This window comes from Pseudomonas sp. GW821-FHT07G06 (assembly GCF_058986625.1).
This window is the reverse complement of record NZ_JBYSVW010000004.1, coordinates 395,726-410,739: the sequence shown is the minus strand read 5'-3', so window position 1 is coordinate 410,739 and position 15,014 is coordinate 395,726. Positions and strand designations below refer to the sequence as shown.

Here is a 15,014-nt window from a genome sequence, read left to right as displayed (position 1 = left end):
TCGTTAATTTTTTGCTGGAAGGCTCAACCTACGCGGTAGTTTGGCGCTTCCTTGGTGATCTGCACGTCGTGAACGTGGGACTCGGCCATGCCGGCGCCGGTGATCCGCACGAACTCGGGCTTGGTGCGCATCTCTTCGATGTTGGCGCTACCGGTGTAGCCCATCGAGGAGCGCAGGCCGCCCATCAACTGGTGGATGATCGCGCTCAGGGTGCCCTTGTACGGAACACGCCCTTCGATGCCTTCCGGAACCAGCTTCTCGGCGCCTGCCGAGGAGTCCTGGAAGTAACGGTCGGAGGAACCCTGGGCCTGGGACATGGCGCCCAGCGAACCCATGCCGCGATAAGCCTTGTAGGAACGGCCCTGGAACAGTTCGATCTCGCCCGGCGCTTCTTCGGTACCGGCGAACATCGAGCCCATCATCACGCAGGACGCACCGGCCACGATGGCCTTGGACAGGTCACCGGAGAAACGGATGCCGCCGTCGGCGATCAACGGCACACCAGTGCCTTCGAGGGCAGCGGCGACGTTGGCGATGGCACTGATTTGCGGTACGCCGACACCGGCGACGATACGGGTGGTGCAGATCGAGCCAGGGCCGATACCGACCTTGACCGCGTCAGCGCCGGCTTCGGCCAGCGCCTTGGCGGCAGCGCCGGTGGCGATGTTGCCGCCGATGACCTGCACTTCAGGGAAGTTCTGCTTGACCCAGCGAACGCGGTCGATCACGCCTTTGGAGTGACCGTGAGCGGTGTCGACCACCACCACGTCAACGCCGGCGGCGACCAGGGCGGCAACGCGGTCACCGGTGTCTTTACCGGTACCGACTGCAGCACCCACGCGCAGACGACCTTGATCGTCCTTGCTGGCCAGCGGGTAAGCCTTGGCTTTTTCGATGTCGTTGACGGTCATCATGCCCTTGAGGGCGAATTTTTCGTCGACGATCAGCACGCGTTCGATGCGGTGCTTGTGCAGCAGTTCACGCACATCGTTCTTGTCGGCGCCTTCCTTGACCGTGACCAGACGCTCTTTAGGCGTCATCACTTCACGGACAGTGGCTTCCAGACGGTTCTCGAAACGCACGTCACGGGAGGTGACAATGCCGACCAGGTCGCCATTGTGCAGCACCGGAACGCCGGAGATGTTGTGCATGCGGGTCAGTTCGAACAGTTCACGCACAGTAGCGTCGGCGACGATGGTGATCGGGTCCTTGACCACACCGGCTTCGTAACGCTTGACCTTGCGCACTTCGGCAGCTTGCTGCTCGATGGTCATGTTCTTGTGGATGATGCCGATACCACCTTCCTGAGCCATGGCAATTGCCAGACGGGCTTCAGTGACGGTGTCCATGGCAGCGGAGACCAGTGGAATATTCAGCTCGATGCCACGGGTAAGGCGGGTCTTGAGACTGACTTCGTTAGGAAGCACCTCGGAATAACCGGGCACTAGGAGAATGTCGTCGAATGTCAGAGCTTCTTGGCTGATACGCAGCATCGCGGGGGCTCCCGAGCGGGAAAATGGAAGCGCGCCATTATAGTCAGACACCCCCTCGGGTTCAATGTAAAACTCTGACTATTATTGGCATTACTGACATACGGGGATTAATGCCCGAATCTACGGTATTCACCACGTTCCTGTAGGAGCTGCCGAAGGCTGCGATCTTTTGACTTTGACTTTCAGAAACAAGATCAAAAGATCGCAGCCTTCGGCAGCTCCTACAGTCAGAGTTCGACTTTGACCCAACTGACTGGCTGATCGAGCCAATCGGCGAATTCGTCGAGAAAGCTCTGTTTGAACCCGGCTTCGGCCCAGTTGTTGAAGATGAATCCGAGGTTGGAGAAGCCGCATTCCTGCAGGAACAGAAAGCCGTTGATGTCGTCTTCATGCCCGCATTCCGGGCAGGTGAAGTTATCGGTGCGCCCCGGCATCCAGTCTTCCAGGCTTTCGAACAGCGCTTCACCGACTTCCTTGCGACACTCGGCGCAGCCGGCTTCTTCAAGGAAACCCTTGGCTGGCGTATAGATGCAGCGCTTGGTAATGATCTCCAGGCCATTGACCGGCTCGCCGAACGGCAGGGCTTCGGGGTGCAGGACCACTGCGCGGGCACCGTCGGCGATGGCATGGGCCATGCGATTGCCGGTGCGGCCGCAGGTGGTCAGCTCTTCCTGGATGATGTTCTTGCGCACCAGCCAGCGCACAACGGCCCGGGCCCGGGGCTCGTGCACCGGCAGGGTGGAGATTTTCGGGACGATGATGCTTTGGGAATTCATGGGGTACAGGCCTGGAGCATTGATAAATGACCTGTAGGAGCGAGCCTGCTCGCGATGGTCGTTAACGATAACGCGGGGAGTCTGGTTCCCCGCGGTATTCTTGAGTCCATCGCGAGCAGGCTCGCTCCTACAGGTAAAGCAATGGTGCGATGCCTATAGAAGGTATAGGCCCGCCATAGCTGTTTTTACAACTCCACGACAACCGCCTGCGAAGCACGGGTCGCCTTGGCGCGGGCGGCTTCGATCGACTCGTCGCGCGCCAGGGCCACGCCCATGCGGCGCTGGCCGTTGACTTCAGGCTTGCCGAACAGGCGCAGCGCGGTATCCGGCTCGCTCAAGGCGGCGCCCAGGTTGGCGAATGCGGTCTGGGTCGACTGCCCTTCCACCAGAATCACCGCCGAAGCCGATGGCCCGAACTGACGGATCAACGGGATCGGCAGGCCGAGAATGGCCCGTGCATGCAGGGCGAACTGCGACAGGTCCTGAGAAATCAGGGTCACCAGGCCGGTGTCGTGCGGGCGCGGCGAGACTTCGCTGAACCACACCTGATCACCCTTGATGAACAATTCGACGCCGAACAGACCACGGCCACCCAGGGCTTCGGTCACGGCTTTGGCGACGCGTTCGGATTCAGCCAGGGCAATCGGACTCATGGCCTGCGGCTGCCAGGATTCCTGATAGTCGCCCTTCTCCTGACGGTGACCGACCGGCGCGCAGAAGGTGGTGCCGCCGACGTGACGCACGGTCAGCAGGGTGATTTCGTAGTCGAAATCGATGAAGCCTTCGATGATCACCCGACCTTTACCGGCACGGCCACCTTCCTGGGCGTAGTCCCAGGCTTTCTGCACATCATCGACGCTGCGCAGCAGGCTCTGGCCCTTGCCCGAGGAACTCATGACCGGCTTGACCACGCACGGGAAACCGAGGTCTTCGACGGCCTTGCTGTAGTCCTCGAAGGTGTCGGCGAAGTGGTACGGCGAGGTCGGCAGGTCCAACTCTTCAGCGGCCAGGCGACGGATGCCTTCGCGGTTCATGGTCAGTTGCGCGGCGCGGGCGGTCGGGATCACGGTGAAGCCTTCAGCCTCCAGCTCCACCAGGGTCGCGGTGGCGATGGCTTCGATTTCCGGGACGATGAAATGCGGCTTCTCGGCCTCGATCACGGCACGCAGGGCAGCGCCATCCAGCATGTTGATCACGTGGCTGCGGTGCGCCACCTGCATGGCTGGCGCGTTGGCGTAGCGATCCACGGCAATCACTTCAACGCCCAGGCGTTGCAGCTCGATCACCACTTCCTTGCCCAACTCGCCACAGCCACACATCAATACGCGGGTCGCGGTGGGCGACAATGGAGTTCCGATACGGGTCATCTGAAGGTCCTCAAGAAGCGGATCATCGAGGGAAGCACGCTTCCCATGGGGAGAAAGCGCGGCATTTTACATGAACTTCAGCTGACGACAGCCTGTTTGCGCAGGCGCCAGGCCATGATCAGCCACACGGCGGTGACCCCGGCGAATTTCGAACCCAGGGCGGTGAGGATCACTCCCGGGGTCAGGGCGTCGATCATGCCGAAAAAGATAAAGGTATCGAGGGGAATGCTCAGGGCCGAACTTATCCACAGGCGATCATGCAGCGGGCGCTTGGTGATGCTGAACACCAACCAGTCGATGCACTCGGAAACCGCGAACGCCGTGGCGCTGGCCAGGGCGATGGACGGATCGGAGGTGGCGTAGGACAACACCAGCGCCACCAGCATCGCCACGAGGGCGCCATGCCCGAAACGGGTTTGCACCATGTCGCGCAGGATAAACACCAGCCCGCCCCAGGCCGACCAGATGATGTCCAGGTGGGGGGCAGTGGAGAAGGCGAAGTTGATCAGCACGACGCTACTGATGTAGGTGATCAGGAAGAGCATGGGAGTACCTGTCAATTTGGCGCACAGGGTACCGTAGGAGCGAGCCTGCTCGCGATGGTCGTTAACGATAACGCGGGGGAATCTGGTTCCCCGCGGTGTTCTTGCGTCCATCGCGAGCAGGCTCGCTCCTACAACTGCGGTTTTGCCCCGATCATCCACACCAACCCACTGGCCTTGGCCCGCTCATGACACAACCCCAGCACCGTGCGCCGTTCGTCGTTGGTCATGCGGCTCCAGCGGGTGATTTCCTCAACCGTACGCTGGCAACCGGTGCAGATATCATCGTCATCCAGCGCACAAATGCTCACGCAGGGCGATGCCACCGGGCGTTCGGGGGTGCTCATTCTTCCTGCTCAGCCAGATCGCGGGCATAACGCTGCGAGTTGTGCACATAGTGGGCTGCGCTGGCCTCCAGCATCCTGATTTGCGGCTCGGTCAATTCGCGCACCACTTTGCCGGGTGATCCCATGACCAGCGACCCGTCCGGAATCTCCTTGCCTTCGCCGATCAGCGAATTGGCGCCGATGATGCAGTTCTTGCCGATCTTCGCGCCATTGAGAATCACCGCGTTGATGCCGATCAGGCTGTTGTCGCCGACGGTGCAGCCGTGGAGCATGGCGTTGTGGCCGATGGTCACGCCGGTGCCGATGGTCAGCGGATAGCCCATGTCGGTGTGCATCACGGTGCCGTCCTGGACGTTGCTGTTCCTGCCGATCAGGATCAACTCGTTGTCGCCGCGCAGCACGGCGTTGAACCAGACGTTGGCGCCCTCTTCCAGCTTGACCTTGCCCACCAGCACGGCATTGGGGGCGACCCAGCTCTGTGGATGGGTTTCGACACGGGCGTCGCCCAGGCGGTATTTCATTGTTGTTTTCCTCAGGGCTCGGGCAGTGCCATTCGAACGATGGCTTCAGGTATTGATAAAGCTTTTGGGAGGTTGATGCAGGCTGATTTTGGCGTCATACAGCAGGTTGATCAACTCGACGATCATGATCGCCGTCAGCCCCCAGATCTTGTATTCGCCAAAGCGATAGCTCGGCACGTACCAGCTGCGGCCCTGATAGTCGATACGATGGGTATGTTCGCGGGGGTCCTTGCGGAAGAACTCCAGGGGCACGCTGAACACTGCGGCGATCTCGGCATCGTTGGCCCGGTATTCGACAAAATCCGGGATCACCCCGACATAGGGCGTGACCATGATGCCATGCAGGCTGATCAGCGGGCTGAGCGGGCCGATCACCTCGACCAGCCCCGGCGGCAGGCCGATCTCTTCCTCGGCTTCACGCAGGGCGGTGAAAATCAGGTCGGGGTCTTCGGGGTCGCGGCGACCACCGGGGAAGGCGACTTCGCCGCCATGGGTCGACAGGCCGCTGGCACGCAGGGTCAACACCAGCTCAGGCTCGTCACTGCGGGTGATGGGCACCAGCACTGCGGCCTCGGGAAAACGACGATCGGTCTCCAGTGTGCGTGGAGTGTGGTTACTAACCCGATGCAGTAGCTCGTCCAGCATGAGTGTTCTCGATTTGTGCCTTACCCGGCATCATGCACCAATCGCTGCGGTCGCCCAACCCCCGCAACCGCCCCATGTCGCGAAACGACAACTTGCCGACCGGCACTGCCGCACGCCAAGATAGGCGCAGCATTCAGGAACCCCAGCATGAAATTTTGCAGCCAGTGCGGTAACCCGGTGACCCAGCGCATTCCCGAAGGCGATTCGCGCCTGCGTTTTGTCTGCGACAGCTGTCAGGCCATTCACTACCAGAACCCCAATATCGTCGCCGGCTGCGTGGCGACCTGGGGCAGCAAGGTGTTGCTGTGCCGGCGGGCCATCGAGCCGCGCCGCGGCTACTGGACCCTGCCCGCCGGTTTCATGGAGAACGGCGAGACCATCGAGCAGGCCGCCATTCGCGAAACCGCCGAGGAAGCCTGCGCCCGGGTGCGCAACCTGAGCATCTATACCCTGATCGATGTGCCGCACATCAGCCAGGTGCATGTGTTCTTCCGTGCCGAGCTTGCGGACCTGGATTTTTCTGCCGGCCCCGAGAGCCTGGAAGTGCAACTATTCGACGAAGCGGACATTCCTTGGGATGAGCTGGCTTTCCGCACGGTGGGCCGTACCTTAGAATGCTTCTTCGCTGACCGGCGGACCGAGGTCTATCCCGTACGGTCTGAATCGATCCCGCCGTTGGTGCAGCCTGCCATTACCTGAATTCAGATTCGGCATCTTTGCAGGCGCTAAAAGATCGCAGCCTTCGGCAGCTCCTACAAAAACATCTATAAATAAATAGTCGCGACACCTCCTGGGGAATCGTTTCAATGCGCTGGTTGCTTGCCCTGTTCTGTTTGTCGTTCGTCGCGGTGTCCCAGGCTTCTGCCCTGGAACCCCTGGACGGCAAGGTCATCGAGAAAATCCTGGTTCTCAAGTCGTCCCATCAATTGCAATTGATCAATGACGGCAAGCCGCTCAAGACCTATCGCATTTCCCTGGGCAAGCGTCCCAAGGGGCCGAAACTGATGGAAGGCGACAAACGCACCCCGGAAGGCCTCTACTGGGTCGACTGGCGCAAGGTCAGTGATAAGTTCAACCTGGCGATGCACATTTCCTACCCGAACATCAGCGACTCGGCCCGCGCCCGTCGTGAAGGCGTCGAGCCCGGCGGCATGATCATGATCCACGGCACCCCGGACACCGAAGACACACCGGAAGACCTGTTCCACACCCTGGACTGGACCGACGGCTGCATCGCCATGCGCAACATGGACATGCGTGAAGTCTGGAACCTGGTGCCGGACGGCACGATGATCGAAATTCGTCCGTAATTCCCTCGACCATTGGTCGGCATCAAAAAATAAAATCAAAAGATCGCAGCCTGCGGCAGCTCCTACAGGGTTGATACCAATCTCACCTGTAGGAGCTGCCGCAGGCTGCGATCTTTGTCGTTTTAAAGCCTACCGCTAATACCACTTCAAACCACCCCACCTCCAGCCGGCCACAATCAGCCAATTCTTGTAAAACACCCGCGTTGACATGGTATGCAAGTGGTATTAGTTTCGCCTCACAACCGGGCGACAACAATCCTATATCCGCATCGGACAATGCCTACATGAACGACCTACAGGCCCTGCGCCCCGACGACACCCAACCCACGCCGTTGTACCTGCAACTGGCACGCAATCTGGAAGCGGCGATCCATGCCGGCCAGTGGAAAGCCGAACAGGCCATGCCGTCGGAACGCCATCTGAGCGAGACCCTGGGCATCTCCCGCGTCACCGCCCGCAAGGCGCTGGAAGTGTTGTTCGGACAAGGCCTGATCCGCCGTAACCAGGGCTCCGGCACCTTCATCACGCCGCGCCTCGAACAACCGTTGTCGCGTCTGTCCGGCTTCAGTGAAATGCTCCGCCTCAAGGGTTTCGTGCCAGGTTCGCAATGGCTGGAGCGGGAAATCACCCTGCCGACCCACGAAGAGCTGATCCGCCTCGGCCTGTCGCCCAACGACAAGGTCGCGCGGCTCAAACGCCTGCGCAAGGCCGACGACACCGTGATGGCCATCGAGATGAGCACCCTGCCCGCCTCGATCATTCCCAAGCCGCAATCGGTGGGTGATTCCCTCTACGAATTCCTCGACGGCATCGGCAAACCGGTGGTGCGCGCCTTGCAGCACATCCAGGCGATCAACGCCTCGGACGAGTTCGCCGCGCTGGTCGGCATCGCCCCCGGCACCGCGATGCTGCTGATGACCCGGGTCGGCTACCTGGAAGACAACACGCCCATCGAAGTCACCGACACCTATTGCCGCAACGACTACTACGACTTTGTGGCCGAACTGCGTCGCTGACAAAACAGCCGGTCGCGAAAAACCGAGATCCCGACATGTCCGAAGACAACATCCTCACCGCCCGCGGCTGGGTTCGCGGCCGACTGGTCCACGCCCACGGCAAGGTCGTGTCCATCGAAGGCGTCCCCTGCGATCCGGCGGACAACGACCTGCCTTATCTGCTGCCGGGTTTCATCGACCTGCACGTTCACGGCGGTGGCGGCAAAGACATCATGGAAGGCACGCCCGCCTTTGAAACCATCACCCGTACCCATGTGCGCTTCGGCACCACGTCGCTGCTGGCCACCACCATGACGGCGCCGAGCGAAGAGATCGCCAGCGTGCTCAAAGCCGTCGGCGAATTCTGTGAGCAGCGGCCACAAGGCTGCGCGCGGGTGCTCGGCGTGCACCTCGAAGGCCCCTACATCAACCCCGGCAAGCTCGGCGCGCAACCCAACTTCGCCCACACCGCGTTGATGGCCGAGGTCGAAGCGTACCTGGCACTGGCGCCGATCCGGGTGATCACCATTGCCCCGGAAATCGCCGGTCACGATGCCTTGATCCGCGACCTCAGCCGCCGCGGCATCCGCATGCAGATCGGCCACACCCTGGGCAGTTACGAGGAAGGCGTCGCGGCGCTGGAGGCCGGTGCCAGCAGCTTCACCCACCTCTACAACGCCATGAGCCCGCTGCATCACCGCGAGCCGGGGATCGTCGGCGCTGCACTGGCCCATGCCAAATACGCCGAACTGATCCCGGACTTGCTGCACGTGCACCCCGGCGCCATCCGCGTCGCCCTGCGCTCGATTCCGTGCCTGTACTGCGTCACCGACTCGACCGCCGCCGCCGGCATGCCCGACGGCGAGTACAAGCTCGGCAGCCACACCGTGACCAAGTGCCTGGGCGGCGTGCGCCTGCCCGACGGCACCCTGGCCGGCAGCACCCTGACCATGGATCAAGCCTTGCGCAATCTGGTGAAAATCGGCCTGCCCATCGCCGAAGCCTCGCAGCGCCTGTCGCAATTCCCCGCCGACTACCTCGGCCTCACCGAACGCGGGCGCCTGCAACCGGGGGCCTGGGCTGACTGCGTGCGGCTGGATCGCTCACTGAAACTGACCGCCGTCATGGTCGAAGGAGAAGACATTGACTTCAAAAATGCTTGAAGAGGCGCTGTCCTCGTTCGAGGCCGTGCAAGCCCAATTGCAAAAACTCGACCCGCAGATGATCGAGATCGCCGGACGCCTGCGTCGTCAGCCGCCGCAAGTGGCCATGACCGTGGCGCGCGGAAGCTCCGACCACGCCGCCAGCTACTTCGCCTACCTGACCATGCAGTTGCTGGGCATCCCGGTGGCGTCGTTGCCGATGTCGGTGGTGACCATGCAGCAGGCGCCGCTGAAGGTCAGCGGCCAGGTGGCATTCGCCTTCTCGCAATCGGGGCAAAGCCCGGACCTGGTCAACAGCCTGCGCCTGTTGCGCAAGCGCGGTGCCTTGAGCATTTCGCTGGTCAATGCCGAAGACTCGCCGCTGGAAGCTGCCTGTGAGTTCAGCCTGCCGTTGTGTGCCGGCACTGAAAGCAGCGTCGCCGCGACCAAGAGTTTCATCGCCACCCTGAGCGCCAGCGCGCGGTTGATCGGGCACTGGAAGGAAGACGCCGAACTGCTCGAGGCTGGTTTGGCCTTGCCCGACGGCCTGCGCAACGCCGCGCAACAGGACTGGAGCCCGGCCATCGAGGCCTTGCGCGATTGCCAGCGGCTGATGGTGATCGGCCGTGGTGCCGGTTTTGCCATCGCCCAGGAAGCAGCGCTCAAATTCAAAGAGACCTCGGCGATCCAGGCCGAAGCCTTCAGCAGCGCCGAAGTCCGCCACGGCCCGATGGCCCTGATCGGCGACAACTATCCGCTGCTGGTGTTTGCCCCACGGGGCGCCGAACAGGCCGGTCTGCTGAGCCTGGCCGCCGACATGCGCCAGCGCGGCGCCCGTGTCCTGCTGGCCGCGCCGGATGACGTGCTCGAGCGCGACCTGACCCTGACCCGCGCCGAACACCCGGCCCTCGACCCGATTCTGGCGATCCAGAGTTTCTACGTGATGGCCGCCGGCCTGGCCGTGGCCCGCGGCATGGACCCGGACCAGCCGCGGCACTTGAGCAAAGTCACCCGCACCCACTGATGACCGGTGCCACGTGTGTAGGAGCTGCCGCAGGCTGCGATCTTTTGATTTTGTTTTTGAAGATCAACAGATCGCAGCCTGCGGCAGCTCCTACAAAAGCGTCCGAAGCGAACCTTTATTTGATGAGACCGAGCCATGCATAACAACAATAAAGAGCTGACTTTAAGCGCCCCGCTCAGCGGCCCGGTGCTCACGCTCGCCAAAGTCCCGGACCCGGTGTTTGCCAGCGGCGCCATGGGCGACGGCATCGCCATCGATCCGCTCAACGACACGCTCCACGCCCCCTGCGCGGGTGTGGTGGTGCATGTCGCGCGCACCGGTCACGCGCTGACCTTGCGTGCCGACAACGGCGCGGAATTGCTCCTGCACCTGGGCCTCGACACGGTCGAGCTGCAGGGCCAGGGCTTCTCGATGCTGGTCAAGGAAGGCGCGCGCGTCGCCAACGGCCAACCCCTGCTGCGCTACGACCTGGACAAGGTCGCGCAACAGTGCAAAAGCCTGATCAGCCTGCTGATCCTCACCAACAGCCAGGACTTTCAGGCGCGGCCCATCACCCTCAAATCGGTGAAAGTCGGTGAGCCGCTGCTGCACATCATTCGTCGACAGACATCGACCGCAGAGGTCGATGTCGAGTTTGCCGGCGCAGAGATTGTCGGCCTCGTGCGCATTGCTCACCGTGGCGGCCTGCACGCGCGGCCGGCGGCGTTGATCCGTCAGACCGCACAAGGTTTCAAAAGCAAATCGCAGCTGCACTTCGCTGGCAAGTCGGCCACCTGCGACAGCCTGATCGGCCTGATGGGGCTGGCCATCGGCGAACAGGCGGAGGTTCGGGTCAGTTGCCAGGGCCCGGATGCCGAAGCCGCATTGCAAGCCTTGCTCACCGCGTTATCCACAGCCCTGGCCGAAGACAGTCACGCCGCCGCCCCACCGACGATCGCCCAACGCAATCGCCCCGCCGAAGCCGGTGTGTTGCACGGTGTCTGTGCGGCGCCCGGCCTGGTCGGCGGGCCGCTGTTTCGCCTGAATGCGATCAGCCTGCCAGTGGACGCCGGCCAGCATGATCCGCAACAGCAACGCCAGGTTCTGGACGCGGCACTGGGCCAGGTGCGCAGCGAAATCGACCACACCCTGGCCCAGGCGAAAAAACACAAGGACAGCGCTGAAGAGGCCATTTTCGCCGCGCACCTGGCGCTGCTCGAAGATCCGGCCTTGCTCGACGCTGCCCGTCAATTCGTCGACCAGGGCACGGCCGCGACCTATGCCTGGAGCCAAGCCATCGACGCGCAATGCGAAATGCTCCAGCAAACCGGCAGCACATTGCTCGCCGAACGCGCCAACGACCTGCGCGACCTCAAGCAACGGGTGCTGCGCGTATTGCTCGGCGATACCTGGCATTACGACGTGCCAGCCGGCGCCATCGTCGCGGCCCATGAACTGACGCCCTCCGATCTGCTGCAACTGAGCCAGCAAGGCGTCGCCGGGCTGTGCATGGCCGAGGGCGGTGCGACCTCCCACGTAGCGATTCTGGCCCGGGGCAAAGGCCTGCCGTGCATGGTCGCACTGGGCTCGACGCTGCTCGATCAGCAACAGGGGCAACCGGTGGTGCTGGACGCCGACGGCGGCCGCCTCGAACTGACACCCGGCACACAGCGCCTGGCCGACGTGCGCCAGCTGCAACAGCAACAGCAACAACGCCGGGCCGAACAACAGGCCCAGGCGCACACACCGGCGCTGACCACCGATGGCCTGCGCATCGAAGTCGCCGCCAACGTGGCGTCCAGCACGGAAGCGGCAGACGCATTGGCCAATGGCGCCGACGGCGTCGGCTTGCTGCGCACCGAATTTCTCTTCGTCGACCGCCATACCGCCCCGGACGAACAGGAACAACACCAAGCCTATCAAGCCGTGCTCGATGCCATGGGCGACAAGTCGGTGATCATCCGCACCATCGACGTCGGTGGCGACAAGCAACTCGATTACCTGCCACTGCCCGCCGAGGCCAACCCGGTGCTCGGCCTGCGCGGCATTCGCCTGGCCCAGGTCCGCCCGGAACTGCTCGACCAGCAACTGCGCGCGCTGCTGCACCTGAGCCCGTTGTCACGCTGCCGGATCCTGCTGCCGATGATCACTGAGGTCGATGAACTGCTGCACATCCGCCAGCGCCTCGATGCCTTGTGTACCGAACTGGGCCTGGCGCAGCGCCCGGAGCTGGGGGTGATGATTGAAGTGCCGGCCGCCGCGCTGCTGGCCGAGCAACTGGCCGAACACGCGGACTTCCTGTCCATCGGCACCAACGACCTGTCGCAATACACCCTGGCCATGGACCGCGACCATGCCGGGCTCGCCGCACGCGTCGATGCGTTGCACCCGGCCCTGCTGCGGTTGATCGCCCAGACCTGCGCCGGTGCGGCGCAGCACAAGCGTTGGGTCGGTGTCTGCGGGGCACTGGCGTCCGACCCTCTGGCCACGCCGGTGTTGATCGGCCTGGGGGTCAGCGAGCTGTCGGTGAGCCCGGTACAGATCGGTGAAATCAAGGACCGCGTGCGTCATCTCGACGCCAGCGAATGCCGGCGCATCAGTCTGGGCCTGCTCAAGCTGAGCAGCGCCAGCGCCGTGCGTCATGCCTGCCACCAGCACTGGCCTCTGAGCTAGCTCTTTACAAAAGAAGAACAAAAATCCAGGGAGATCCGCCATGTACCAACTTTTCATTGAAGGCCTGCAACGCCTCGGCCGCGCGCTGATGCTGCCGATCGCGATCCTGCCGATTGCCGGCCTGCTGCTGCGCCTGGGTGACACCGACCTGCTGAACATCGCGATCATCCATGACGCCGGCCAGGTGATCTTTGCCAACCTGGCGATGATTTTCGCCATCGGCATCGCGGTCGGTTTCGCCAAGGACAACAACGGTACGGCGGGGCTTGCCGGGGTGATCGGTTACCTGGTGATGATCGCCACCCTCAAGGTGCTCGACCCGAGCATCAACATGGGCATGCTCGCCGGTATCGTCAGCGGCCTGATGGCCGGCGCGCTGTACAACCGCTTCAAGGACATCAAGCTGCCGGAATACCTGGCCTTCTTCGGTGGCCGACGGTTCGTGCCGATTGTCACCGGGTTCGCCGCCGTGGGCCTGGGCGTGGTGTTCGGCTATATCTGGCCGCCGATCCAGCACGGCATCAACAGCTTCGGCACGCTGATGATGGAGAGTGGCAGCATTGGTGCGTTCGTCTTCGGCGTGTTCAACCGGTTGCTGATCGTCACCGGCCTGCACCATATCCTCAACAACATGGCGTGGTTCGTGTTCGGCAACTTCACCGACCCCACCACCGGTGCGCTGGTCACCGGTGACCTGTCGCGCTACTTCGCCGGCGACCCGAAAGGCGGCCAGTTCATGACCGGCATGTTCCCGGTGATGATCTTCGGCCTGCCCGCTGCGTGCCTGGCGATGTACCGCAACGCCCTGCCGGAACGGCGCAAGGTGATGGGCGGGATTTTCCTGTCGATGGCCCTGACCGCGTTCCTGACCGGCGTGACCGAGCCGATCGAATTCGCCTTCATGTTCCTCGCGCCGCTGCTGTTTCTGCTGCATGCGTTGCTGACCGGCCTGTCGATGGCCGTCACCAATGCGCTGAACATTCACCTGGGCTTCACGTTCTCCGGCGGCTTCATCGACATGGTGCTGGGCTGGGGCAAGTCCACCAACGGCTGGCTGGTGTTCCCGGTGGGCCTGGCGTATGCCGTGATCTATTACGTGGTGTTCGATTACTGCATCCGTCGTTTCGACCTGAAGACACCGGGCCGCGAAACCAGCGTTGCCGCCCCACAGGTAGCGGTGGCCGACAATGAACGCGCCGGGGCTTACATCAAGGCCTTGGGCGGCACCGAAAACCTGATCACCGTCGGTGCCTGCACCACGCGGTTGCGCCTGGACATGGTGGATCGCAACAAGGCCTCGGATACCGATCTGAAGGCGCTCGGCGCCATGGCCGTGGTGCGTCCGGGCAAGGGCGGGAGTTTGCAGGTAGTGGTCGGGCCGATGGCCGATGCGATTGCCGATGAAATTCGCCTGGCGATGCCGGCGCTGGGGCGTGCCATCGTGTCGTCGCCGGCAGCAGAAATCGACGCGCCTCCACCCGCCACCGTGGCAACACCCGAGGCGCAGCAATGGCTCAATGCACTGGGGGGTGGCGACAATGTGCTGCAACTCGACTGCATCGCCATGACGCGCATTCGCCTGCAACTGGCCAATGGCAAGGCGTTGTCGGAGTGTGATTTGAAAGCGTTGGGTTGCCAGGGTGTGAGTCAGCTGGAAGGCGGGATCTGGCATCTGTTGATTGGCGACAAGGCGCCGAGTTTGAGTGATGCGCTGGAAGCGTTGGTCAATCGCAGCGAGGTCAGTGCCAAGGTTTGATCGACGACGTACACATTGTAGGAGCTGCCGAAGGCTGCGATCTTTTGATTCTGTTTTTAAGATCAAAATCAAAAGATCGCAGCCTTCGGCAGCTCCTACAGCGGGTATTTCATTTCAGCAGCGGAGGATCAGAAATCCTCCAGGCGCCACACTTCATAAGCCGGTGTCTCGTAGGGGTGGCTCTGTTTCAGAGCCGCCACCACCGAGCGAATCAACTCATCGGCCACTACCAGCTCGACTTTCCATTCCTCGACCTGTTCGACCTGCCCTGCCTCGCCAATGAACGGCTGACTGCCGTCCAGTGGACGAAACTGGCCCAGACCCAACACCTGCCATGCACAGTGGTCGTAAGCACCGATCCGTCCGCCACCGGCGGCGAATACGGCGCTTTTCACGTCTTCGACGTGACTGGTTGGAACAAAAAAGCTGAGCTTGTACACGGCG

Annotated in this window: 15 protein-coding genes; 7 read left to right on the top strand and 8 right to left on the bottom strand. The window is 62.4% G+C overall.

Features of this window, described 5'->3' with window-relative positions; all coding sequences use genetic code 11:
* Positions 1 to 23 precede the first annotated feature (23 nt).
* The 7 genes from guaB to AC3WJW_RS10895 form a co-directional block, all read right to left on the bottom strand.
* Positions 24 to 1,493, bottom strand: a complete 1,470-nt coding sequence (guaB, locus tag AC3WJW_RS10925) for an IMP dehydrogenase (RefSeq protein WP_095964851.1) — start codon at positions 1,491 to 1,493, stop codon at positions 24 to 26.
* A 227-nt stretch (positions 1,494 to 1,720) separates the two neighbouring features.
* Entirely contained in the window at positions 1,721 to 2,269 is a 549-nt protein-coding gene (locus AC3WJW_RS10920) for a hypothetical protein (protein ID WP_007973932.1), read from the bottom strand.
* A 185-nt stretch (positions 2,270 to 2,454) separates the two neighbouring features.
* Positions 2,455 to 3,636: a formate-dependent phosphoribosylglycinamide formyltransferase gene (purT, locus tag AC3WJW_RS10915; protein ID WP_007982831.1), complete on the bottom strand. Its 1,182-nt coding sequence runs from the start codon at positions 3,634 to 3,636 to the stop codon at positions 2,455 to 2,457.
* A 77-nt stretch (positions 3,637 to 3,713) separates the two neighbouring features.
* Positions 3,714 to 4,181 (bottom strand): VUT family protein, encoded by a 468-nt coding sequence (locus AC3WJW_RS10910; protein WP_104450762.1) that lies wholly within the window; start codon positions 4,179 to 4,181, stop codon positions 3,714 to 3,716.
* 128 nt (positions 4,182 to 4,309) lie between these two features.
* On the bottom strand, positions 4,310 to 4,525 hold the full coding sequence (locus AC3WJW_RS10905; RefSeq protein WP_493725983.1) for a DUF1289 domain-containing protein: 216 nt from the start codon (positions 4,523 to 4,525) through the stop codon (positions 4,310 to 4,312).
* Entirely contained in the window at positions 4,522 to 5,046 is a 525-nt protein-coding gene (locus AC3WJW_RS10900; protein WP_493725982.1) for a gamma carbonic anhydrase family protein, read from the bottom strand. Before AC3WJW_RS10900 ends, AC3WJW_RS10905 begins: the two co-directional genes overlap by 4 nt.
* Before the next feature lie 45 nt (positions 5,047 to 5,091).
* Entirely contained in the window at positions 5,092 to 5,691 is a 600-nt protein-coding gene (locus tag AC3WJW_RS10895) for a CoA pyrophosphatase (RefSeq protein ID WP_429385650.1), read from the bottom strand.
* A 147-nt stretch (positions 5,692 to 5,838) separates the two neighbouring features.
* Here AC3WJW_RS10895 and AC3WJW_RS10890 point away from each other — a divergent pair, with 147 nt between their 5' ends.
* The 7 genes from AC3WJW_RS10890 to nagE all read left to right on the top strand — a co-directional run bounded on the left by AC3WJW_RS10890 (position 5,839) and on the right by nagE (position 14,570).
* A complete protein-coding gene (locus AC3WJW_RS10890) occupies positions 5,839 to 6,390 on the top strand; it encodes an NUDIX hydrolase (RefSeq protein WP_102699100.1) in 552 nt (183 codons plus the stop codon).
* 107 nt (positions 6,391 to 6,497) lie between these two features.
* Entirely contained in the window at positions 6,498 to 7,001 is a 504-nt protein-coding gene (locus AC3WJW_RS10885; RefSeq protein ID WP_007973946.1) for a L,D-transpeptidase family protein, read from the top strand.
* Positions 7,002 to 7,285: 284 nt separating this feature from the next.
* A complete protein-coding gene (locus AC3WJW_RS10880; RefSeq protein WP_493725981.1) occupies positions 7,286 to 8,017 on the top strand; it encodes a GntR family transcriptional regulator in 732 nt (243 codons plus the stop codon).
* Positions 8,018 to 8,052: 35 nt separating this feature from the next.
* Positions 8,053 to 9,159 (top strand): N-acetylglucosamine-6-phosphate deacetylase, encoded by a 1,107-nt coding sequence (gene nagA / locus AC3WJW_RS10875; RefSeq protein WP_493725980.1) that lies wholly within the window; start codon positions 8,053 to 8,055, stop codon positions 9,157 to 9,159.
* Complete coding sequence (locus AC3WJW_RS10870; RefSeq protein WP_218501162.1) at positions 9,140 to 10,162, top strand: SIS domain-containing protein; 1,023 nt, start codon at positions 9,140 to 9,142, stop codon at positions 10,160 to 10,162. The genes nagA and AC3WJW_RS10870 overlap by 20 nt, the downstream gene beginning before the upstream one ends.
* 135 nt (positions 10,163 to 10,297) lie before the next feature.
* On the top strand, positions 10,298 to 12,814 hold the full coding sequence (ptsP, locus tag AC3WJW_RS10865) for a phosphoenolpyruvate--protein phosphotransferase (RefSeq protein WP_493725979.1): 2,517 nt from the start codon (positions 10,298 to 10,300) through the stop codon (positions 12,812 to 12,814).
* Positions 12,815 to 12,854: 40 nt separating this feature from the next.
* Positions 12,855 to 14,570, top strand: a complete 1,716-nt coding sequence (gene nagE, locus AC3WJW_RS10860) for an N-acetylglucosamine-specific PTS transporter subunit IIBC (RefSeq protein WP_493725978.1) — start codon at positions 12,855 to 12,857, stop codon at positions 14,568 to 14,570.
* A gap of 128 nt (positions 14,571 to 14,698) precedes the next feature.
* Here the strand turns inward: nagE and AC3WJW_RS10855 are convergent, their stop codons facing one another.
* Entirely contained in the window at positions 14,699 to 15,010 is a 312-nt protein-coding gene (locus AC3WJW_RS10855) for a YqfO family protein (protein WP_489318492.1), read from the bottom strand.
* Positions 15,011 to 15,014 lie beyond the last annotated feature (4 nt).

Bases quoted from the DNA above. Each gene is read 5' to 3' on its own strand.
- nagA (WP_493725980.1), top strand. From the start codon at position 8,053: ATGTCCGAAGACAACATCCTCACCGCCCGCGGCTGGGTTCGCGGCCGA.
- AC3WJW_RS10890 (WP_102699100.1), top strand. From the start codon at position 5,839: ATGAAATTTTGCAGCCAGTGCGGTAACCCGGTGACCCAGCGCATTCCC.
- AC3WJW_RS10905 (WP_493725983.1), bottom strand. From the start codon at position 4,525: ATGAGCACCCCCGAACGCCCGGTGGCATCGCCCTGCGTGAGCATTTGT.
- nagE (WP_493725978.1), top strand. From the start codon at position 12,855: ATGTACCAACTTTTCATTGAAGGCCTGCAACGCCTCGGCCGCGCGCTG.
- AC3WJW_RS10880 (WP_493725981.1), top strand. From the start codon at position 7,286: ATGAACGACCTACAGGCCCTGCGCCCCGACGACACCCAACCCACGCCG.
- AC3WJW_RS10920 (WP_007973932.1), bottom strand. From the start codon at position 2,269: ATGAATTCCCAAAGCATCATCGTCCCGAAAATCTCCACCCTGCCGGTG.
- AC3WJW_RS10900 (WP_493725982.1), bottom strand. From the start codon at position 5,046: ATGAAATACCGCCTGGGCGACGCCCGTGTCGAAACCCATCCACAGAGC.
- AC3WJW_RS10910 (WP_104450762.1), bottom strand. From the start codon at position 4,181: ATGCTCTTCCTGATCACCTACATCAGTAGCGTCGTGCTGATCAACTTC.
- guaB (WP_095964851.1), bottom strand. From the start codon at position 1,493: ATGCTGCGTATCAGCCAAGAAGCTCTGACATTCGACGACATTCTCCTA.
- ptsP (WP_493725979.1), top strand. From the start codon at position 10,298: ATGCATAACAACAATAAAGAGCTGACTTTAAGCGCCCCGCTCAGCGGC.
- AC3WJW_RS10895 (WP_429385650.1), bottom strand. From the start codon at position 5,691: ATGCTGGACGAGCTACTGCATCGGGTTAGTAACCACACTCCACGCACA.
- purT (WP_007982831.1), bottom strand. From the start codon at position 3,636: ATGACCCGTATCGGAACTCCATTGTCGCCCACCGCGACCCGCGTATTG.
- AC3WJW_RS10885 (WP_007973946.1), top strand. From the start codon at position 6,498: ATGCGCTGGTTGCTTGCCCTGTTCTGTTTGTCGTTCGTCGCGGTGTCC.